The 20986-nt window shown below is 41.0% G+C and carries 20 protein-coding genes; 15 read left to right on the forward strand and 5 right to left on the reverse strand.

Annotated elements, in window-relative coordinates:
* Positions 1-183 precede the first annotated feature (183 nt).
* Positions 184-1587: a DEAD/DEAH box helicase gene (locus PSR9079_RS19695; protein WP_145242333.1), complete on the forward strand. Its 1404-nt coding sequence runs from the start codon at positions 184-186 to the stop codon at positions 1585-1587.
* A 56-nt stretch (positions 1588-1643) separates the two neighbouring features.
* Here PSR9079_RS19695 and PSR9079_RS19700 read toward each other — a convergent pair whose 3' ends face one another.
* Together PSR9079_RS19700 and PSR9079_RS19705 are read right to left on the reverse strand one after the other, a co-directional pair.
* Positions 1644-2390, reverse strand: a complete 747-nt coding sequence (locus tag PSR9079_RS19700; RefSeq protein ID WP_149982955.1) for a DUF3307 domain-containing protein — start codon at positions 2388-2390, stop codon at positions 1644-1646.
* Entirely contained in the window at positions 2387-3016 is a 630-nt protein-coding gene (locus PSR9079_RS19705) for a hypothetical protein (protein WP_145242329.1), read from the reverse strand. Before PSR9079_RS19705 ends, PSR9079_RS19700 begins: the two co-directional genes overlap by 4 nt.
* 154 nt (positions 3017-3170) lie before the next feature.
* Between PSR9079_RS19705 and PSR9079_RS19710 the strand changes: the two genes are divergently transcribed.
* From PSR9079_RS19710 to PSR9079_RS19770, 13 genes are all read left to right on the forward strand, one after another.
* Positions 3171-3677, forward strand: coding sequence for a LabA-like NYN domain-containing protein (locus PSR9079_RS19710; protein ID WP_179959226.1), 507 nt, complete (start codon positions 3171-3173; stop codon positions 3675-3677).
* Positions 3678-3796: 119 nt separating this feature from the next.
* Positions 3797-4225 (forward strand): hypothetical protein, encoded by a 429-nt coding sequence (locus PSR9079_RS19715; protein ID WP_149982956.1) that lies wholly within the window; start codon positions 3797-3799, stop codon positions 4223-4225.
* Position 4226: 1 nt separating this feature from the next.
* Positions 4227-4439, forward strand: a complete 213-nt coding sequence (locus PSR9079_RS19720; protein ID WP_149982957.1) for a helix-turn-helix transcriptional regulator — start codon at positions 4227-4229, stop codon at positions 4437-4439.
* A gap of 377 nt (positions 4440-4816) precedes the next feature.
* On the forward strand, positions 4817-5731 hold the full coding sequence (gene nagK / locus PSR9079_RS19725) for an N-acetylglucosamine kinase (protein WP_149982958.1): 915 nt from the start codon (positions 4817-4819) through the stop codon (positions 5729-5731).
* The gene (gene nagA / locus PSR9079_RS19730) at positions 5731-6849 is read left to right on the forward strand and encodes an N-acetylglucosamine-6-phosphate deacetylase (RefSeq protein ID WP_145242321.1); all 1119 of its coding nucleotides are present in this window, start codon (positions 5731-5733) and stop codon (positions 6847-6849) included. Before nagK ends, nagA begins: the two co-directional genes overlap by 1 nt.
* Positions 6850-6909: 60 nt before the next feature.
* The gene (nagX, locus tag PSR9079_RS19735) at positions 6910-8052 is read left to right on the forward strand and encodes a transmembrane glucosamine N-acetyltransferase NagX (RefSeq protein WP_145242319.1); all 1143 of its coding nucleotides are present in this window, start codon (positions 6910-6912) and stop codon (positions 8050-8052) included.
* A 215-nt stretch (positions 8053-8267) separates the two neighbouring features.
* Positions 8268-9062, forward strand: coding sequence for a glucosamine-6-phosphate deaminase (gene nagB, locus PSR9079_RS19740; RefSeq protein WP_149982959.1), 795 nt, complete (start codon positions 8268-8270; stop codon positions 9060-9062).
* 133 nt (positions 9063-9195) lie between these two features.
* Positions 9196-10119, forward strand: a complete 924-nt coding sequence (gene nudC / locus PSR9079_RS19745) for an NAD(+) diphosphatase (protein ID WP_149982960.1) — start codon at positions 9196-9198, stop codon at positions 10117-10119.
* Between the two features lie 45 nt (positions 10120-10164).
* A complete protein-coding gene (locus PSR9079_RS19750; RefSeq protein WP_145242376.1) occupies positions 10165-11346 on the forward strand; it encodes a cystathionine beta-lyase in 1182 nt (393 codons plus the stop codon).
* Positions 11347-11469: 123 nt separating this feature from the next.
* Positions 11470-12288, forward strand: a complete 819-nt coding sequence (locus PSR9079_RS19755) for an ABC transporter permease subunit (RefSeq protein WP_149982961.1) — start codon at positions 11470-11472, stop codon at positions 12286-12288.
* Positions 12285-13199, forward strand: coding sequence for an ABC transporter ATP-binding protein (locus PSR9079_RS19760; protein ID WP_149982962.1), 915 nt, complete (start codon positions 12285-12287; stop codon positions 13197-13199). The genes PSR9079_RS19755 and PSR9079_RS19760 overlap by 4 nt, the downstream gene beginning before the upstream one ends.
* A complete protein-coding gene (locus PSR9079_RS19765) occupies positions 13199-13573 on the forward strand; it encodes a PH domain-containing protein (protein WP_149982963.1) in 375 nt (124 codons plus the stop codon). The genes PSR9079_RS19760 and PSR9079_RS19765 overlap by 1 nt, the downstream gene beginning before the upstream one ends.
* Before the next feature lie 216 nt (positions 13574-13789).
* Complete coding sequence (locus PSR9079_RS19770) at positions 13790-14584, forward strand: putative porin (RefSeq protein WP_149982964.1); 795 nt, start codon at positions 13790-13792, stop codon at positions 14582-14584.
* Between the two features lie 84 nt (positions 14585-14668).
* Here PSR9079_RS19770 and PSR9079_RS19775 read toward each other — a convergent pair whose 3' ends face one another.
* Entirely contained in the window at positions 14669-16513 is a 1845-nt protein-coding gene (locus tag PSR9079_RS19775) for a M2 family metallopeptidase (protein ID WP_149982965.1), read from the reverse strand.
* Positions 16514-16693: 180 nt separating this feature from the next.
* On the opposite strand from PSR9079_RS19775, the gene PSR9079_RS19780 reads away from it, so the two are divergent.
* Positions 16694-18970 carry an acyl-CoA dehydrogenase gene (locus PSR9079_RS19780; protein ID WP_149982966.1) on the forward strand — a complete coding sequence of 759 codons (2277 nt, stop codon included), beginning with the start codon at positions 16694-16696 and terminating at the stop codon, positions 18968-18970.
* Positions 18971-19038: 68 nt separating this feature from the next.
* Here the strand turns inward: PSR9079_RS19780 and PSR9079_RS19785 are convergent, their stop codons facing one another.
* Together PSR9079_RS19785 and cysK are read right to left on the reverse strand one after the other, a co-directional pair.
* Entirely contained in the window at positions 19039-19479 is a 441-nt protein-coding gene (locus PSR9079_RS19785; RefSeq protein ID WP_149982967.1) for a hypothetical protein, read from the reverse strand.
* Between the two features lie 142 nt (positions 19480-19621).
* Entirely contained in the window at positions 19622-20590 is a 969-nt protein-coding gene (cysK, locus tag PSR9079_RS19790) for a cysteine synthase A (RefSeq protein ID WP_149982968.1), read from the reverse strand.
* Between the last annotated feature and the right edge of the window lie 396 nt (positions 20591-20986).

A 20986-nucleotide genomic window follows, 5' to 3' on the forward strand; every position in this document is an offset into this window, starting at 1 on the left:
AACAGCGGCCACAGTGCCGCTTTTTTGTTTTTTAAGGTTGTGTTTTTTTAGTGAGTTATAGTGTGATGTGGCTAGTTAAATTTGGCTGACGCTATTTCAAACGTGAATATACCATGCATTATTGCGTACGATCGGTATAATGCGCCATTGGCCGATTGGGCCTTAAAATTATTGAGAGAAAATATGAGTTTTGATGGGTTAGGTTTATCACAGTCTTTAGTTAATGCGGTTTTAGAAAAGGGCTATGAAACGCCAACACCAATTCAGGCTCAAGCCATTCCAGCGATCATTGAAGGTCGTGATGTTATGGCTGCAGCGCAAACTGGTACAGGTAAAACAGCGGGTTTCACTTTACCGTTAATTGAGCGCTTATCAACAGGCCAAAAAGCCAAGGTTAACCAAGTTCGTGCTTTAATTTTAACTCCAACCCGTGAGCTGGCATTACAAGTAAGCGAGAACGTTGAAGAGTATGCTAAGCATTCTAATATCAGTTCTTTTGTTGTGTACGGTGGTGTTAAAATTAATCCGCAAATGATGCGTTTACGCAAAGGCGTAGATATTTTAGTTGCCACTCCGGGTCGTTTAATGGATTTGCATAACCAAAATGCCTTGAAGTTCGATAACCTCGAAGTGTTGGTGCTTGATGAAGCTGACCGTATGCTTGATATGGGCTTTATTCATGACATTAAACGTATCATCAGCAAGTTACCGGCTAAACGTCAAAACTTGATGTTCTCAGCGACGTTCTCAGACGATATTAGAGCGCTTGCGAAAGGGCTTATTAATGATCCGGTTGAAATTTCAGTCGCTGCAAAAAATACCACGGCAAAAAGTGTTACCCAATGCGTTTATGCGGTAGATAAAGCACGTAAAACCGCCTTGTTAAGTCATTTAATTCGTACTAATGATTGGCAACAAGTGTTGGTATTTAGCCGCACTAAACATGGTGCAAACCGTTTAGTAAAGCAGTTAGAGCGCGATGATATTGTTGGCGCTGCAATTCATGGTAATAAATCTCAAGGCGCGCGTGTTAAAGCGCTTGAAGGCTTTAAAAGTGGCGAAGTACGCGTACTTGTGGCAACGGATATTGTTGCCCGTGGTTTAGACATTGTTGAACTGCCACATGTAGTTAACTATGATTTGCCTAATGTGTATGAAGATTATGTGCATCGTATTGGTCGTACCGGCCGTGCGGGTGCATCTGGCGACGCAATTTCATTTGTAACACCGGAAGATGCTGATGACTTATACGGTATTGAACGTTTTATCGGTGAATTGATCCCACGTGCAAAAGAAGCTGGTTTTGAGCCAACAAAAGGAGTGCCTGAAAGAGAGCTTGATGCACGACCTATCAAACCTAAAAAGCCTAAAAAAGCGGGTCAGCCTTTTTCTAAACCTAAGTCTGATAGCAAAAAGCCAAATAATAACGGCGGTAATGGCACCGGCCCACGCCGTGGTGGCTCAGGTAAAAAACCTACTGCTAAAGCCGCTGGTGAGCAAACACAAAACCCATGGGCTAAGCGTCAATCTGTTGGTGGCAGTGGTCAACGTCGTCGCTCTGGTAATGATGGCGTGAGTAACACGTAATAATATTTTGATAAAAAACGCGCCTAAGCTGGCGCGTTTTTTTATGCTTTTTATTTCTATAATGCTTTAAGATAATTAACTGCTAAGCCAATAAATAAGGTGACGGTGACACTTAAAAGTGTACCGAGCATAACATATTCGGTGAGTTTTTTATCTTTACTGGCACGTAAGTCGCCAAAGCGAAATACCGATTTTGCTGCTAATAAAAAGCCAACGCCAGCCAACTGATCTAGCAAAATAAATGTAAGCATTAATACTCGCTCAAGCATGCCAATACTTTGCCCCGCTGCTGGTAAACTTCCTGTGGAGCTAAACCCGGTAGTGAGACGCTCTAACATCATACGAATGAACACAGCACTGGGACTCAATACCAGTAAATAGCCACATAGCACCCATAATGTAGTGGGGGTTATCAGCCATTGCCAAATGCTGGTAATAAATTCACTGTTGTCGCTCAACCACACAGTCAGTAGTAGTATCACGACAAGATGAGCAAGTTGATCAATGATAAATGGCACAACTCCTTTGTTTGAATATGATTTTGCTAAATCAATTAAGTAGTGGGTCACGATAACAATAGCTGTGGCAATACCGATACGCGAGAGCTCTTGCCAGCCAAAACTAAACTCCCACCAGCTGACAATTGCTGCCGTAGTTAGACCGTGCACTAGCACATGCAAGTACAGTTTTTTAGCACGAAAGTGACGTGTATTACGGTTATTAACCCAACTCATTGGCTGCCAATAAAAATCAGCTAAAATATGACCGATAAATAATGCAACTAATAACAACATAAAACTCATTTTTTTACTCCTATCACGGCATTAGCAATGGCCTGCTCTGCATAGTCTAAAAAACGCTCGATCAACTGATAATGTGCAAGATTAAGTAACTTGGTCACATTCTCACGGCTGGTTTTTAATTGTTTAGCAAGTTCACTATGTTGATTGTTTTCTGCGGTTAAATAGACATATAAGGCATTCGCTTGTTTGTGTGTCATTTTGCTCAGGAGCACGTCAATAAAAGCTAGATTAAGGGTTAAGCCATCATTTTTGAGTTCATCAATACTGCTAAGAGTAAAGCGTTGGTTATGGATTTCGTCAAGACCGCGCCCCGATAATGTAAATGCAGAGCCTGTTGCTGTTTTAATATCGGCTCTAGCATTATCTATTTCACCAATGGCAAGGCTTTGGCGAATTTCATAGCCGGTGGCTTTAAGATGTAAGTAAAGCAGCACTGCGACACGGCATACTTGGGGTGGTTGATTTATTTGCACCTGAAAAGCATCGCCTCGATAAATAATACTTTGTCCTAGATGGCGTTGAGTAATTGCTCGCAAACTTTGGTCGAGCTGGTAGAGCATCGCATCGTAGTCGTGCTTTGGAATATGTTGTGATTTGATCACATCACCGCTGATCACCGCAATCATAAATGTCCTTGATTTAAGTTACATAAAGAAAAGTAACCAATTTTGGTTACATGCTTCAATGTAACTAATTTAGGTTACTTGTAAGCTAAATGCAAGGGCTTGAAATTAATCAGGGTATGCTACAGTAGTGTGATTAATTTAAAAGGGATAACGCATGAGTCAAGAAATACATAGTACAACGGCGAAAAAGCCGAGAGTGGGGATTTTTGTCGATGTCCAAAATATTTATTACACCTGTCGAGAGAGCTACCGAAAAAACTTTGATTACAATGCCTTTTGGGCAAAAATCAGTGATGACTATGATATAGACTGCGCGATTGCATATGCAATTTATCGCGGGGACGAAAAGCAATCTCAATTTCAAAATATTCTTCGTGCGATTGGTTTTGAGGTAAAGCTAAAACCATTTATTCAGCGTAAAGATGGCAGCGCAAAAGGCGATTGGGACGTCGGCATCACCATCGACATGCTAGAACAAGGTAAAAACCTCGACAAAGTTATTTTACTCTCCGGCGACGGGGATTTTGCCTTATTACTGGGTCATTTACAGCATCATTATAATGTACCGTGTGACGTCTATGGCGCTGATAGACTGACGGCTGATGCATTAAAACAAAGTGCGGCACAGTTTTTTTGCATTGATGATTCCCTGTTACTTTGAAACTAATGTATTAAAAACATAACATCATGTTAAAAATATTTGACATGATGTGAGCCCACTCTTATAGTCATTAATGTTAAGTATACTTAACATCAAATTTATTATTATAAGGGGGTGATATGAGTTATACACAAAAATCGCGGTTACTTGAGATGTGCATAACGATGGTTGTGTTGTTTAATTACTTGCAGTCAGTATTATCAATGACGCCAGAAGCTCAGATGGATCCGTTATTAGCAAGTGGCTTGTTGATATCACTTACGATACAAACCGTTGTAATGCTTATTGTGATGCACATTATCTTAGCGATATTTAATACTAAATATGCGGATCAAGCGAAAGATGAACGCGAACAGGCTATTGCCTTAAAAGCAAAAAGTGTTGCACTACTTATTTTACAATTAGGCGTTGTGAACGCGGTGTTTGCAATGCTGATTGACCCACATTTTGGGTTTGCAATTAGTCCGGTTCACCAGTTAGTAATCGCAGCGTTGGTGAGCGAGATAATCGGCGCTGGGGCCGAAGCATGGCTATTATATAGAGGTTAGAATGGCAAAGTTAGCGATTACTAACACGATCCGTGCATTACGGTTTCAGCATAATGAAATGACGCAGCAGCAATTAGCTGAAGTCGTTGGGGTGACGCGTCAAACAATTGCCGCAATTGAAGCGGCAAGGTATTCACCGTCGCTGGAGGTCGCTTTTAAGATCGCGATTGTTTTTAATCTACCACTAGAAAAAATATTCCAATATCGACAGTGAATCTTTACTAAATTATTATTTTTGGTAAACTGGATGCATATTCTGCATTTTTATTTATGTTTTTTGGCCATTTAAGTTATGAAAATAGTGTTATAAATCACCATTTTTGTTGTTTTTTTAGGTAATAATGTCATTTTTAAACCTTATTATTACGTTAAAAGATAGTCGACACTAATTTAATTGATATTAATTATTTATTTAATTCAGTTAATTAGAGATAAATGTGGGATATGTGAGATTTTTTATAAAAAACTTAATGACAACGCTGTCATTTGTTGTGTAACATTAATTCAACATGGGTTGAGGGTGAATCGCATTAAGATAATAAAAAAACATGCGATTAATACAAATATAAAACGAAGGTTAGAGGTCGTTAAATGATGGCTAAGAGTGCGAATGAGGACCAATTGTATATTGGTATCGACGGTGGCGGAACTAAGTGCCGTGCAACTATATACTCTGTGCAAAACGGGGTATTAGGAACAGGTTTAGGTGGCCCTGCGAATCCATTACATGGGTTGGAGCGCACATTAGAGTCAATAATGGTATCTACACAATTGGCGATGCGCGATGCAGGTTTGCCATTAGAGTCGATTCATCAAGTGTATGCCGGTTTAGGATTGGCGGGTGTTAATTTACCGAACTTATATGAAAAAATAACAGAGTGGGAGCACCCATTTAAACAAATGTTTTTAACTACTGACTTACATACGGCGTGTATCGGGGCTCATGAAGGCGGTGATGGTGCTGTGATAATCACGGGTACTGGTTCATGTGGTTTTTCATATGTAAAAGGGCAGTCGGTGAATTACGGCGGTCATGGTTTTGCACTTGGCGATAAAGGCAGTGGCGCATGGATGGGCTTAGAGGCAATTAAAGCGGTGTTAATGGAGCTAGATGGTTTAGGTCCTCACACGATAATGACGCCAGTGGTTAAAGAGCATTTTAATGTCACCACAGCAATGGGCATTGCAGAGCAAATGGCCGGACAACCGTCAAGTAGCTATGCAAAACTTGCTCGCTATGTATTTGATGCAGCACACCAAGGCGATCAAATCGCTTTAGCCATTGTAAAAGACGGAGCGCAATACGTGAGTCAGTTAGCGCATCGTTTATTAGAGAACAATCCTCCGCGTTTATCTATGATCGGTGGTCTTGCAGAGCCTTTAAATCAATGGCTTGACCCAGCAATTGCAAAACTCGTTGAAGTACCAAAGCAACCGCCTGAAATGGGCGCAATTTATTTTGCACAGCAATCAGTATTAGAGCAAGACCAAAAGGTAGCACTGTAATGAAAACCTTCTATCGCGCGACACGTTTATTCACGGCTGAAAAATTTCTAGATAATGCATTATTCAGCGTTGAAAATGGCGTTTTTCATCTTGAAACTTCCACCACAGGCAGTGTTATTGAGCTAGATGGTTTAGTTGCGCCAGGCTTTATCGATGTACAAGTTAATGGCGGTGGCGGGGCATTTTTTAATGCTGAGCAAAGCACACAATGCTTAGATCGTATCGCAAAAGCGCATGGTCAATTTGGTACAACGGCACTGATGCCAACACTTATCACCGATAAAGTTGAAACCATGCAAGCAGCTGCTGATGCAACAGCAAAAGCAATATGCGAAGGGGTCGCGGGTGTATTAGGTATTCACTTTGAAGGTCCGCATTTGTCTTTTCCAAAAAAAGGCACACACAGTGAGCAGTTTATTCGCCCAATTAGCGAACAAGAATTTGCCATTTATGCGCGTCAAGATTTAGGTATCAAAATGGTTACCTTAGCGCCAGAAAATGTCAGCATTGCTGATATTGAGCGCTTAGTGGCGTGTGGTGTAAAAGTATCACTAGGTCACACTAATGCTGACTATACAACGACAATGGCGGCACTCAATGCTGGCGCCGATGGGTTTACACATTTATATAACGCGATGTCGCCGTTTACATCGCGTGAACCAGGCGTGGTTGGCGCTGCGCTTTGGCATGATAACAGCTGGTGTGGCTTAATTGTTGATGGGCATCATGTACATCCATTGTCTGCACAATTAGCTATTCGCACCAAACAGCGCGGCAAAATTATGTTAGTCACTGACGCAATGCCACCAGTGGGTACCGATGATATGGAATTTGATTTTTTTGACGGGCGCAAAGTAATTCGTACTGGGGATAGATTAAACTCAAGTACGGGCGAATTAGCAGGCAGTGTATTAGACATGGCCAGTGCAGTGCGTAATACCATTAATACATTGGATGTAAGCCTCAGTGAAAGTTTACGCATGGCTGCACTGTATCCAGCAGAATATTTAAACCTCAAGAAAAAGGGACGTTTACTTGATGGCTTTGATGCAGACTTTGTGGTGCTCGATGAACACCAGTTTGTAAAAGCCACTTATATTGCAGGTAATGCAGTGTAATGTTTCCCTGTAAAAACCCCGCAGTTGTATCGCGGGGCTTTTTATTTAAGAGTAAAAATAATGACAACAGCACATACAGACACAAAGCCGAGTAAAAAGCGCTTAGCATCTCTTGATGCTTTACGTGGCATGGATATGTTTTGGATTTTAGGTGGGCAATCTATTTTTGCCGCTTTATTTGTTTTAACCGGTTGGACTGGTTGGCAGGTATTTGAAGCGCATACGCTACACAGTGCATGGCATGGATTTACATTTTACGATTTGATTTTTCCGTTATTTATCTTTTTATCAGGTGTGGCGATGGGCTTAGCACCAAAACGCATCGATCATCTGCCATGGCAAGAGCGAAAAGTTTTTTATGCTAAAGCGTTAAAGCGGTTATTGCTATTGTGCGGGTTAGGGGTGATGTATAACCATGGTTGGGGCACAGGTATTCCGCTTGCCTTCGATGAAATACGCTATGCGAGTGTACTTGGTCGAATAGCGATTGCATGGTTTTTCTGTGCAATGCTAGTGTGGCATACCAGTATTCGCACACAGCTCTTTACAGCAATCGCTCTGCTGCTAGGGTATTGGATCTTGATGTGTTTTATTCCTGTACCAGGTGGTAACGCTGGTGATTTAAGTGCACAGGGGAGTTGGAATGCATGGTTTGATTCGCATTTTTTACCCGGTATTAGTTATCAAAATAGAGCCGTCGACCCCGAGGGCGTGTTATCGAGTCTACCAGCTATTGTGAATGCCATGTTTGGGGTATTTGCAGGACAACTAATCGCCAGAGCAAGTAAGGTTGGCGAGTGGCAAACAGCAGGCATATTATTTGTTGCAGGTGTTGTGAGTGTTTGCTTAGGTTGGCTTTGGGATTTACAGTTTCCAGTTAATAAAGAATTATGGACCAGTTCATTTGTTTTAGTCACAGTCGGGTGGAGCGCAATATTACTGGCTGTGTTTTATGCAGTGGTTGATATTCTCAATGGCCAAAAATTAGCTTATCCGTTTGTGATTATTGGTGCTAACTCAATCATTATTTATTTGGCATCAAGCTTAGTGAATTGGGAGTTTATAAGCCATAGCGTGTTTGGTGGCTTTATTGCAGCAGCAGCTACCGATTGGCAGCCACTGATTGGCGTGGTTGCGCTTTTGCTGGTGCAAATGCTTTTATTACATTGGATGTATAAGCGCAAAATATTTGTCAGTGTTTAGCTGGCTAATGTACAGCACAGTAAAAAAGGTAAATTTTTATTCACTTTTACTTTACAAACTAAAATTGAATGGTAATAATGACAGCGTTGTCATAATGGTATTGGCCAAATAGTGTATCCCTGTTTGGTTTGATCTAAGGCCCAATCCGATTGCACATGGGGTTGGGACTTAGATCCCATTTTTCATCAACTAATTTAATAACTGAGCAAATTAATATGCAAATAGTAATTTTAAATGATGCAGCAGCCGTAGCAGCATATGGCGCAAATATTTTCGCAACACAATTACAAAAAAAACCAACGTCAGTGCTCGGTTTAGCAACGGGCTCTACGCCAGTTGCGTTATATCAAGAATTAATCGCTAAAAATAAAGCGGGTGAGATTTCATTTTCACAAGCAACAACGTTTAATTTAGATGAATACTTAGGTTTAACGGGCGATCATCCACAAAGTTACCGCCACTTTATGAATGAGCAATTGTTTAGCCATATTGATATAAACAAAGATAATACCTTTGTACCGCCAGGGGATGCCCTAAACCCAATTACAGCATGCAAAGAATACGAAGACAAAATAGTTGCAGCAGGCGGTGTTGATGTACAGTTATTAGGCATCGGACGTAATGGTCACATCGGCTTTAATGAGCCTTCATCAGGTCTGCGTTCACGTACTCGTGTAAAAACCCTGACTAAAGCAACCGTTGATGATAATGCCCGTTTTTTTGCTGCTGATGAATATCAGCCACAGTTATCAATTACGATGGGAATTGGTACGATTTTGGAGGCGAAAAAAGTTGTTTTACTTGCAACGGGTGAAAATAAGGCTGATGCAGTGCATGCCATGATTGAAGGCCCGTTAATGGCTAAATGCCCAGCCTCTGCGCTTCAGTTACATAAAGATGCTGTGATTGTTATTGATAAAGCAGCAGCAAGCAAACTTGAAGATTTAGAGTTTTATCAGCATATCGAAGCTGAAAATCAAAAATTACAGGCTCATTTAGCTACATTGTAATTACGACAGAATTTATTGTGTGTTTAAAAAGCCCTTCAGGGCTTTTTTTTTGGCTGTTTCAACGTCAGTAATAAATTGGGTTTCGTGTAAGCTTATGGTAGTTTTAGCCATCTAAATAGTAACAAGGATAAGCATGCTAAATTACAGCCAGATGCCTTTAAACCGCGCATCAAACCTACGTAAAGAGCAACAATGGGTGGCAGCACAAATAAATGAGCAAAGCCGTTGGTTATTGGTGAATAACAATCACACTTTATTTGATATAAATAATATTGCTGTGACTTTTTTAAGCTTTAGTGATGTAAGTCACTTAGCACTAAACGAAGCGATATTTTTAGGTTTAGATGAGCAGCAAACCAGTCATTTCGCACTCGATGTAAGCAAGCTAGACGAAGCCGTCTTAAGCCAGCTGATAGGTGACGCTGAGTTTGTCGATATTCGCCGCTTTGGGGTGCAAGTGGAAATCGCGCAAGGCTCAATGGCTGCACTGGCACGAGGTTTGTGTTACTGGCATGCAACTCATCGTTTTTGTGGACGTTGTGGCAGCGAAAATGAGCTTGTTGAAGCGGGTCATTCACGTTTATGTAGTAATGATGGGTGTAAACACCAAACGTTTCCGCGAACTGATCCGGCCGTGATCATGGTGGTAACGCGTACATTTGCTGATGGTGTTGAACGCTGTTTACTTGGTCGCCAAGCTGTGTGGGCAGCAGGTATGTATTCGTCTTTAGCTGGTTTTGTTGATCCGGGCGAAAGCTTAGAGCAAGCGGTGGCGCGTGAAGTGATGGAAGAAGCGGGCATTGTGGTTGAAAATGTTCAGTATATTGCCTCGCAGCCGTGGCCATTTCCATCATCGATTATGCTGGGCTTTATCGCTGAAGCTGTTACGGAAGATATCCAGGTTGATAAAGACGAACTAGACGATGCGCGGTGGTTTAGCCGTGAAGAGCTTGCTCAATTTGGCAATTGGCACGAAGAGGGGGAGCATTTAAAGCTACCAAGAGCTGATTCTATCTCGCGCTATTTAATCGACTATTGGTGTAATTTGCAAGATTAAGCATAGTGCAGAGTATGTTCTAACGAAATATTTTAAGGATTAATGATGACGACAAAAAGCAATAAAAATACGCTGTTAGTAAGTACCGGACGTAAAAAAGCATATACTCATGGGGTGGTTAACCCCGTAGTGCAACGTGCATCGACAGTTGTTTTTGATTCAGTGGCAGAGCTTAAAGAAGCGGCAAAAAAACGTGGCGATAAAACACTTTTTTATGGTCGTCGTGGTACTACTACACATTTTGCATTACAAGAGGCGATCACTGAGCTTGAAGGTGGTGAGGGATGTGCGCTTTATCCATGTGGTGCAGCGGCCATTAGCAGCACACTATTGGCTTTTTTGAAAGCGGGCGATCATATCTTAATGGTAGATAATGCTTATGAACCAACGCGTGATTTTTGCGATAAAATTTTAGCTGGCTTTGGCGTTGAGACGACTTATTATCCTCCAACAATTGGAGCAGATATTAAAGCGCTGATCAAAGACAACACCAAAGTGCTGTTTTTAGAGTCGCCAGGTTCTATCACCATGGAAATTCAAGATGTACCAGCCATGGTTGCAGTTGCCAATGAGCATGGGGTGATGACCATGCTTGATAACACCTATGGTAATGGCTTGCATTATCGCCCACTTGAACACGGGGTGGATATTAGTATTCAAGCGGCAACTAAATACATTGTAGGTCATTCGGACGTGATGATGGGGGTGGCAGTGGCCAATAAAAAATACTGGCCGACACTACGAGAAAATTCATATTTACTTGGTCAATGTACGTCGGCTGATGACGCCTATTTAGCGTTAAGAGGCCTGCGCACTATGGCGGTACGTTTAAATCAGCATGAAAAAGCCGCGATCGAAGTCGCTACTTGGTTAGAGCAGCATCCGTTGGTTGACCATATTCGTCACCCGGCATTTGCAACGTGTCCGGGTCATGAGTTTTTTAAGCGTGATTTTGATGGTAGTAATGGCTTGTTTTCTTTTGTTATGAAACAAGGTAACCAAAGCGCGATTGATGCTTTTTTAGATAGTTTAGAGCATTTTAAAATGGGCTTCTCGTGGGGCGGCTTCGAGAGTTTAGTGACTGCCAACTTAACTATGAAAGGTTTACGCTCAGCAACTGGTTGGACGCAAGGACCAGTGATCCGCTTACATATAGGCCTTGAAGATGTGGACGATTTGATTGCTGATTTAAGCCAAGCACTCGACATATACCAGCAGAATTTGTAGCTTGCGGATCAATAAGACTACATTATTTGTTACAAAGCTCGTATTAATACGGGCTTTTTTTTGCTAGTAATTCAACACGTTTGCCCTTAGTGTAAGCTGTATATAGATTAATAAGGAATATCTGTGACGCAACTCCACCCTCAGCGATTATTAAAGATTGCCCAGTTTGAACTAGTGAGATTATTTTTAACCAAGCGCGGCTTACTTGCTGTTGCCGCATTTTCGATTTGTTGGTTATTGATTTTACGCTATCCGATAGGTCAAGCGGTCAGCTTAATTAGTTCGCCCCAAATAGCCGATTTAGCACAACAAGTATTTGGTGCTATTGGACTGAGTAAATTACTCGATTGGCCTGAAGCTGAATTAGCAATGTATTGGTTAATTGCATTGTATAGCTTTCCTAGTTTCTGCTTGTTTTTATGTAGCGACCAACTTGTTGGTGATAAACAACGAGGAACACTACGCTTTTTATCTCTTAGAGCTACCCGAAATGAAATGTTATTTGGCCGCTTTTTAGGACAGGTATTTATTTTAGCAGCATTAATACTTGTTACCTTGGTAGCTTCAGTTGCAGTTATGGTATTTAGAGATCCAGCATTATTAGTCAGTGGCATAAGTCGCAGCTTTATTTTGTTCTGTTATTTATTAATTGCTGTTTTGCCCTTTATAGCACTAATGACGTTGTTAAATACTTTTGCACGCTCAGCGCGTTTAACAGTGGTGCTTGCCGTATTATTTTTTGCTGGCGGGAATATTGTGGTCAGTATTTTAAGCTGGCAAATACCCGTTTTGGCAATGCTTGATTATGTTTTCCCAGGCGTACAACTTGATCAAATGGCAGGACAAAACGCAGGAATATTTAATAGCATTGGCATTGCGTTAATACAAACTACCGTGATGCTAGCGATTGCTCAGCGTATTTTTGCAAGGAGTTCTCTATGAGCACACTAATACACGCGACGGGTTTAACTAAGCAGTATGGTAATAAATTAGCCCTTGATCAGGTAAGTTTTGAGATCCAGCAAGGCGCGCCAGTAGCATTGGTTGGGCCAAATGGTGCTGGTAAAACCACCTTGTTTAGTTTGTTATGCGGTTATATTTTACCAACAAAAGGCACGCTCAATATTATTGGGCATAACCCCGGCAGTAGTGAATTGTTTGGCAAGCTCAGTGCGTTACCACAAGATGCTCAACTTGATCCGCGCTTTAGTATCGCTCACCAACTGGCGTTTTATGGCCAGCTGCAAGGGCTGTCAAATAAGCAAAGCCACGCAGAAGCGATCCGCGTACTTGAGTTAGTCGGACTAGCTGACGTTGCTAAACAGCGTTCTGATGATTTATCACATGGAATGCGTAAACGTGTCACCATAGGTCAAGCGTTGATCGGGAAACCACAAATAGTCATGTTGGATGAAGCAACCGCTGGACTTGATCCTATTCATGCTCGCGAAGTACGCGAAGTGGTTGCGAATCTTAGCAGTGAGGCTACCTTTATTTTAAGCTCGCATGATTTAACTGAACTAGAACGCTTATGTTCACATGTACTGCACCTTGATAAAGGCAAGCTCACAGAGCATCCAACACACAGTGATAATAATGAACTTGAGTCTGGATTTATTACATTGTTACTGAGCGAGCATTACCCAGATGTTGAAGCAAAAATACAAGCTTTAGCAGATGTGTCTAAAGTATATATGAGTCAAGCTAAAGAATATGTTATTGAGTACCAAAAAACGGCAACACCATTTGATATCACCATACTGCAACATTGTTATCAGCAAGGTTGGCGTTATCGTCAATTGGTAAACGGCCATACATTAGAAAATCAAATATTTAAACAGGAGCAAATATAATGGGTTTATTAAGTGGTTTAATGGGTAATGCCAGTGAAGTTGATGACGATGATTTAGAAAAAGTATTGGCAAATACCCTGATTGAAGGTGAACAAGTCGAAAAAGCCTATAAAGTGGTACGTGATATGTTTATTTTTACTGACAAACGTTTAATTTTGTTAGATAAGCAGGGGGTCACTGGCTCAAAAATAGAGATGATCAGTATCGCTTATTCAAAAATTACCAAGTTTAGTAAAGAAAGTGCCGGTCATTTTGATTTAGATGCTGAATTAAAAATTTGGGTTGGCTCTGATCCAACACCGATCAGTAAAGACTTTAAATCGGGTGATAATATCAATGATGTGTACCGGATAATCAGCCAGTACGCGCTTTAATCATAATTGAGCTCTTAAAATGGTAGCGATTAACATTCCTGTTCGCTACCTTTTTTTTACATTTCCTTACATTCACTAACATTTTTATAATCAAATACAAGCACTTAGTTAAGTTTCGATTCAGTTTACTCGCGTTAGGATGTGCCCCGTCTTAACCAACCGGTTAAACGTTAAACCTTGTAGCAACAAAACAATGTAAAATAGGGAAATCTTTTTATGAAAAAATTAGCAGTTATTATTTCGAGTATTCTTCTTTCTAGTGCCGCGACTGCTGCGGATAACTATCAGTCAATTAGCCATTTAGGATATAAGGACACCGATGGCAACGACACAGTGAGCGTTGATTCAACGTATTACTTCTCTCCAAAAGCGACTTTAGGTCCTTACGATCAATTTGAGTACATCAATAAGCAAACCAACGTATATGGTTCATACATTGATAATGACTCTAGTGATGTAGCAACTATTGGTGGTGAGTATTTCGTTGAGAATTTCGTTGTGGGTGCTAAATACAGCAACCATGACAGCGATTTCGGTTCAAGCACAGACGAAATTAATGTATCAGCAGGTTACTTTTTTAATCCAAATTTATTATTAAAAGCAACGTTTATTGATGTTGAAGATGCTGATAATGTGTTTATGTTCGATTTAGCATATAACCACCAATTAAACAGCACAGATTACATCGGCTTCACTTTAACATCAGACGATGAGTTTGATTACCGTGCAGTGAATGCAAAATATTTCATGGACCTTAAGCAAGGTAACTACCTAACAGTTGAAGGTACTATTTCAGATACTGACGACAGCGGTAGTTCATGGGAATTAGGTTCTAATTACTACTTCACTAAAGCGACATCAGCGTTTGTTACATTTAATAAAAACGATGATTACACTTTTGGTGCTCAACATTTCTTCAACAAAAATGTTGGCTTAAAAGCGGGTTACGGTAATAACTGGGATGATTCTGGTTATGACGCTTACTTTGCAAATGTAAGCTTACAGTTCTAATCAAACTGTAAATTTAGTACTGCAATACTAAAAAAGCCCGCTCAATTGAGCGGGCTTTTGCATTTTGCTATTTAACTAGTTAACTTACCAACCACATTGACGGCCTTTATTTTGCTCATCAAGATATTTTTGCAGTGGCGCAAAGTAATCAAGTAGGGCTGTTGCATCCATTTCAGGTTTACCTGTTACGGTGGCTAATGCTTCTTGCCAAGGGCGGCTTGAACCCATTTCTAGCATAGCATTGAGTTTTTCACCTGCTTCTTTAGAGTTGTATACTGAGCAGCGATGAATGGCTTCTTTGTTACCTGCTATTTCACATAAACTACGGTGGAAATCAAACTGTAAAATATGCGCTAAGAAGTAACGTGTATAAGGTGTATTACCTGGCACATGATATTTTGCACCTGGATCAAAGTCAGCTTCGCTTCGTGCGATAGGTGCTTTTACACCTTGGTACTTTTCACGTAATTCCCACCATGCCTTATTGTAGTTTTCAGGGGTTACTGCACCTGAAAATACTTGCCAACGCCATTGGTCCACAAGTAAACCAAATGGAATAAAGGCAACTTTATCCAGCGCCATCTTCATTAATAAGCCAATGTCTTTCGATTCATCAGGCACTTGCTCTAATAAACCAATTTCTTTTAAGTAACCAGGTGTTACCGAAAGCGCAATGGTATCGCCAATGGCTTCGTGGAAACCGTCGTTAGCACTTTCTTGATAATAAAGCGGTTGGGTATTGTAAGCGCGTTGATAAAAGTTGTGACCTAACTCATGGTGAATAACTGAGAATTCTTCACCAGTACGCTGAATACACATTTTAATGCGTAAGTCGTCTTTACTATCTATATTCCACGCTGAAGCATGGCACTGTACATCACGATCGGCAGGTTTAGTGAATAACGAACGTTGGTAAAAGGTGTCAGGTAAAGGTGCAAATCCCATTGAGGTGAAAAATTTTTCAGCGCCGCGTACCATTTTAAGTTCATCGTAGTTATGCTCGGCTAATAATGCGGTTACATCATAACCAGGATCGGCATTTTCAGGTGCGACTACATCGTAAATGTTGCCCCACGATTGCGCCCACATGTTACCTAATAAATGCGCTGGGATAGGTTGGTCTTGGGGTACTTTGTCTTCACCGTATTTTTCACCTAACTTGGCACGAACATGACAATGCAGCGAATCATATAATGGTTTTACTTGCCCCCAAATACGATCAAGTTCTTTGGCAAAATCATCTGCTGGCATATCATACTTACTACGCCACATTGCACCAGTGTCTGCATAACCAAGCTCTTTAGCGCCTTCATTGGTTAATACAACTTGTTGTTCATACAGTGGACGCATTGGTTTTGATACCTGGCGCCAACCTTGCCATAAATCAAGCAGTTCGTTGTAATCACGGCTGGTGGCCATTGTTGCAGTCATATCACCTAGGCTTAAACAGCTGCCATCGTCTTTACAATATTTACCTTTACCATATATCCCGCCAAGTTCAGCCACAAGCTGTGATAGTTTTGCTGTTTTTTCTGCATCTTGTGGGGCAGGTAAAGTCAGTGCCAATTTTAATTTGTCGAGTTTACGACGTGCGTCATAATCAAGTTCGAGAGAGTCAAACTGTGCAGCTTCGTTAGCAAGGCGAACCACCGCTTCGGTCATTTTACGATTTACTTCAGCTGATAGGGCTGATGTATCATGCGTAATAAAGTTAGCGTATATCCATTCCGCGCGACTTGATTCTAGATATAAAGCACTGAGCTCTTGCTCTGTCGTATCTAAAAAGGCTTGCGCGTCTTTTGCAGTTACCGGCGCAGGGCTTGCAGCTTGAGTTACTGTGTTAGTGGCTTCTTGGTTACAGCCGCTTAATGCTAATGTGCTGGCAACCATTATTGCGCTCAAACTGAGCTTAAAATGTGGAGTCGTCATGTTAACCCTTATATTTGTTATTTATCGGGTAGGATGATAGCAGCGTCTATGTGTTAGGCAAAGTTTATCAATAACCGACTCTTTAGCTCAGGCAATACGAGTTTACAGTGGCATTGTATTTATTAAAGGATCGGTCATAATTAAGTCAATCTGTTTTATTAATTAATAAGGATAGTTTCCATGTCAGTGTTTATTTTGTTACTGGTGTTGGTGATAGTTATTTTTGCGGTTAAAGATATCCGCTTAAATCTCGTCAGCCGCCCGACATTTAAAATGTTTAAAAAGGTATTACCGCCGCTTTCGCAAACTGAGCGTGAAGCGATGGAAGCGGGCGACGTGTGGTGGGATGGAGAACTATTTAGTGGCAATCCTGATTGGCAATTACTTCACAGCTACCCAAAGCCAGAGTTGAGCGAAAAAGAGCGAATATTTTTAGACAATGAAGTGGACACACTGTTGGCGATGCTTGATGACTATAACATTGTGCAAAAAGATAAAGACTTGCCAAAAGAAGTATGGGATTACCTAAAGACCCAAGGTTTCTTTGCGCTGATCATTCCCGAGAAATTTGGCGGACGCCAGTTTTCAGCAATTGCAAACTCAACCATCGTAGCTAAAATCGCCACTAAAAGCTTAACAGCTGCAGTCACCGTGATGGTGCCCAACAGTTTAGGCCCTGGTGAATTACTATTACATTATGGTACAAAAGAGCAGCAAGAGCGCTGGTTACCTTCACTTGCGAAAGGGGATGATGTGCCGTGTTTTGCTCTAACAGGCCCTGAAGCTGGCTCTGATGCTGGCAGTATTCCTGACTCTGGCGTAGTGTGTAAGGGTGAGTTTGAAGGCCAAGAAGTTTTAGGCTTACGATTAAATTGGTCAAAACGCTACATTACGCTTGCACCCGTAGCAACGGTTCTTGGACTTGCTTTTAAAATGTATGATCCCGATGGATTACTTGGTAAACATAAAGAGCTAGGTATAACCTGTGCGCTGATCCCAACAGATCACCCTGGTGTGGAAACGGGTGAGCGCCATTATCCATTGAATATGGCGTTTATGAATGGCACAACCTACGGTAAAGATGTATTTATTCCTCTTGATTGGATCATTGGCGGTCAAAAAGGGGCAGGACGAGGTTGGCGGATGTTGGTTGAGTGCTTAAGTGCCGGGCGCGGTATTTCATTGCCAGCATTGAGCAGTGCAACAGGGCATTTATGTGCCCGTATGACATCGGCCTATGCAATGGTACGTCAACAATTTGGTGTTTCTATCGGGCAGTTTGAAGGCGTGCAAGAGGCGCTGGCTCGCATTGGTGGACTAACCTATAGTCTTGAATCATGCCGCTTAATGACTGCCGGAGCCATTGATTTAAAATTAAGCCCATCAGTGGTGACTGCGATTGCCAAATACCATATGACCGAGATGGGCCGTACGGTAATGAATGATGCTATGGACATTCATTCAGGTAAGGGGATCCAAGTGGGGCCAAATAACTATTTAGCGCACGGTTATATGGGCATTCCAGTATCAATTACCGTTGAAGGGGCGAATATATTAACCCGTAATCTGATGATCTTCGGTCAAGGTGCAACTCGTTGCCACCCATTTGTACTCAAAGAAATGGAAGCCGCAGCAATGGAAGATGACGATCTTGCGTTAAAAGAATTTGATTCATTATTACTGCAGCATATTTTATTTGCCGCTACTAATGCGAGTATGGCTTTTATACATGGATTAACGCGAAGCTATTTTGCAAAATCGCCCGTTTGCGGTGAGACTGCTTCATATTATAAGCAGTTAGGACGTATGAGCCGAGGACTTGCCTTTAGCACTGATGTGGCAATGTTAGTACTTGGTGGTGAGCTTAAACGTAAAGAGATGATTTCAGCGCGTTTAGGGGATGTCTTAAGCCACTTATACTTAGCATCTTGTGTATTAAAACGTTTTGAAGACGAGGGGCGTCAACAAGCTGATCTTCCGTTCGTAAAATATGCGGTTGAATTGTCACTGTTTGAAATTGGCCAAGCATTTGACGGTTTTTTCAAAAACTTTTCAAACCCGATTATTAACTTCATCCTAAAACGTATTGTATTTCCGCTTGGTAATCATTATCAGCGCCCAAGTGATGAACTTGCACAAACAATTTGTGAGCATATGACCCAACCTGGGGTATTTAGAAACCGCTTAACTCATTTATGTTATGTGGATGATAAAGCGGGTACTGGTGTGATGGAGAATGCGTTTATGGCGATGCATAATACCAGCGCAGCCTTCAAACGATTGAAGAAATGGCAACGTGACGGCACACTTAACCGTAATGCTGATATAGCAACTGCAATCGACAGTGCGCTTGAAAAACAGTTAATAACTGATGAGCAAGGCGAAAAGCTACATGCTGCAAATAACCTACGCAAACAGGCAATTGCGGTAGATAATTATCAGCCAGGTGAACTGTAATAGCGAAAACTAACAAGCCTTGCTGCGAGCAAGGCTTGTTAAGCTATTTTAATATTTAATACAAAGCGTTAGCGTGCAAATGGATCGGCATTGATTTTATCAACGTACCAATTGCCTTTTTTACGCACCATTTTTACGCTGCGCATATCATCAACTTTATTACCATTGAAGTGGCCTGTGAAAATAAGGTTGATATTGGCTGTATCGCCATACTGTTCTCTTAAACTCATATTAGTCATATCAACTTCAATTACTACATCATCGTATTGCATGTTGACTAAATTGCGGGCAAATTGTTTTGAGGTGCCATAAGAGTTCATGATCCGCGCCATTTTAGGTGTGGCCATGGTAGTGGCTTTGCTCAGATCCTGTTCGTTATAAAGTGTATCAAAAAATAGTGCTGCACTATTTCCTGGGGTATTTTTTTCACCTTTTGGTGAATCTTCACTTCCACAGCCGCTTAACAGCAGTAAAAATGTAGCAGTGCAAAGAGTTATAAATGATTTCATTAGATAAATAGATTTATTAGTGATGATTTAGTGTGTGACGAAATACGACAGATGTAAAGTTTACGGTAAGAATTAGTGATGTGAATGCAATAAATAATAAAAAAGGATGCAGTTTGCATCCTTTTTAAAAAGCTATTTAAACTTATTGAACCAGCTCTTGCTCTGAAAACTCTTCAGCAAAAAGTGGGCTTGATAAATAACGTTCAGTTGCACTAGGTAAAATTACTACGACATTTTTACCTGCATTTTCAGGTAACTCAGCAATGCGTTTTGCCGCAACAACCGCAGCGCCAGATGAAATACCAACTAATATACCTTCTTTTTTCATCAGCTCATGAGCCATTGCTATACATTCTTCATTAGACACTTGCTCTACACCATCGATCATTGATAGATCTAAATTACCAGGAATAAAGCCTGCGCCAATACCTTGAATTTTATGTGGCCCAGGTTTAATTTCTTCACCCGCGAGTGTTTGGCTGATCACTGGCGAATTAGTTGGTTCAACAGCGATTGATTTTACATTAAGGCCTTTTTCAAGTTTCAAATAGCGGCTGACACCTGTAATTGTACCTCCAGTACCCACTCCAGCAACAAAAAAATCAACTTTACCATCTAATGCATTAAAGATTTCTGGGCCTGTTGTTTCAAAGTGAATTTTAGGGTTTGCAGGGTTTTCGAATTGTTGTAATAAAATAAACTTTTCAGGGGCTGATGCTTGAATTTCCTTTGCCTTAGCGATCGCACCGTTCATACCTTTAGCGCCATCTGTAAGTACAAGGTTTGCACCGAGTGCTTTTAATAGTTTACGACGTTCTAAGCTCATAGTGTTTGGCATCGTAAGCGTTAACTTGTAACCACGAGAGGCTGCAACAAATGCCAGTGCAATACCTGTGTTACCTGAAGTAGGCTCGATGAGCTCTTTGTCTTTGGTAAGTTGACCTGATTTCTCAGCCTCCCAAATCATCGATGCACCAATACGGCATTTAATACTAAAGCTTGGGTTACGCGACTCAACTTTAGCGTATACATTCCCACCTGTAACACGATTAAGTTTTACCAACGGTGTGTTACCGATGCTTAGTGAGTTATCTTCAAAAAAAGTAGACATAATGTTCCCTTAGGTGCAATTTATTCAATCGTGACCGATTTTTATGTAATCGATCTGTAATAGTGACACTTTACTGCTGAATTAAAAAAACTAAAGTAAAGTTTGGCTATAAGATATATCTATTCGGCTTATAACTGAATGAAATAAAAACAGCGACTGCTTGTAAGTATAGTTATTAAGACCAAAATACTATCAGTTATGCTGACATAGGATTATTAGGGATACAAATACTGACCAAAATTTATATGCGCTAGATCATAATGAATTGCCTAGTACTTCGTCACACAAATTTTGACTAGTTGAGAGCACCGTAAGCTCTCTCTAGTTTTTCACGTGCTGAATCAACATTAAACATCCAATTTATACTGACGCCTTCTTTATTTCGGCGCCATTCCC

The sequence above is a fragment of the Pseudoalteromonas rhizosphaerae genome (assembly GCF_902498845.1).
Taxonomy (GTDB): domain Bacteria; phylum Pseudomonadota; class Gammaproteobacteria; order Enterobacterales; family Alteromonadaceae; genus Pseudoalteromonas; species Pseudoalteromonas rhizosphaerae.

What these genes read in the sequence shown, in the direction of transcription:
- PSR9079_RS19695 (WP_145242333.1), top strand. Translation starts at nt 184, where the DNA reads ATGAGTTTTGATGGGTTAGGTTTATCACAGTCTTTAGTTAATGCGGTT.
- PSR9079_RS19700 (WP_149982955.1), bottom strand. Translation starts at nt 2,390, where the DNA reads ATGAGTTTTATGTTGTTATTAGTTGCATTATTTATCGGTCATATTTTA.
- PSR9079_RS19705 (WP_145242329.1), bottom strand. Translation starts at nt 3,016, where the DNA reads ATGATTGCGGTGATCAGCGGTGATGTGATCAAATCACAACATATTCCA.
- PSR9079_RS19710 (WP_179959226.1), top strand. Translation starts at nt 3,171, where the DNA reads ATGAGTCAAGAAATACATAGTACAACGGCGAAAAAGCCGAGAGTGGGG.
- PSR9079_RS19715 (WP_149982956.1), top strand. Translation starts at nt 3,797, where the DNA reads ATGAGTTATACACAAAAATCGCGGTTACTTGAGATGTGCATAACGATG.
- PSR9079_RS19720 (WP_149982957.1), top strand. Translation starts at nt 4,227, where the DNA reads ATGGCAAAGTTAGCGATTACTAACACGATCCGTGCATTACGGTTTCAG.
- nagK (WP_149982958.1), top strand. Translation starts at nt 4,817, where the DNA reads ATGATGGCTAAGAGTGCGAATGAGGACCAATTGTATATTGGTATCGAC.
- nagA (WP_145242321.1), top strand. Translation starts at nt 5,731, where the DNA reads ATGAAAACCTTCTATCGCGCGACACGTTTATTCACGGCTGAAAAATTT.
- nagX (WP_145242319.1), top strand. Translation starts at nt 6,910, where the DNA reads ATGACAACAGCACATACAGACACAAAGCCGAGTAAAAAGCGCTTAGCA.
- nagB (WP_149982959.1), top strand. Translation starts at nt 8,268, where the DNA reads ATGCAAATAGTAATTTTAAATGATGCAGCAGCCGTAGCAGCATATGGC.
- nudC (WP_149982960.1), top strand. Translation starts at nt 9,196, where the DNA reads ATGCTAAATTACAGCCAGATGCCTTTAAACCGCGCATCAAACCTACGT.
- PSR9079_RS19750 (WP_145242376.1), top strand. Translation starts at nt 10,165, where the DNA reads ATGACGACAAAAAGCAATAAAAATACGCTGTTAGTAAGTACCGGACGT.
- PSR9079_RS19760 (WP_149982962.1), top strand. Translation starts at nt 12,285, where the DNA reads ATGAGCACACTAATACACGCGACGGGTTTAACTAAGCAGTATGGTAAT.
- PSR9079_RS19765 (WP_149982963.1), top strand. Translation starts at nt 13,199, where the DNA reads ATGGGTTTATTAAGTGGTTTAATGGGTAATGCCAGTGAAGTTGATGAC.
- PSR9079_RS19770 (WP_149982964.1), top strand. Translation starts at nt 13,790, where the DNA reads ATGAAAAAATTAGCAGTTATTATTTCGAGTATTCTTCTTTCTAGTGCC.
- PSR9079_RS19775 (WP_149982965.1), bottom strand. Translation starts at nt 16,513, where the DNA reads ATGACGACTCCACATTTTAAGCTCAGTTTGAGCGCAATAATGGTTGCC.
- PSR9079_RS19780 (WP_149982966.1), top strand. Translation starts at nt 16,694, where the DNA reads ATGTCAGTGTTTATTTTGTTACTGGTGTTGGTGATAGTTATTTTTGCG.
- PSR9079_RS19785 (WP_149982967.1), bottom strand. Translation starts at nt 19,479, where the DNA reads ATGAAATCATTTATAACTCTTTGCACTGCTACATTTTTACTGCTGTTA.
- cysK (WP_149982968.1), bottom strand. Translation starts at nt 20,590, where the DNA reads ATGTCTACTTTTTTTGAAGATAACTCACTAAGCATCGGTAACACACCG.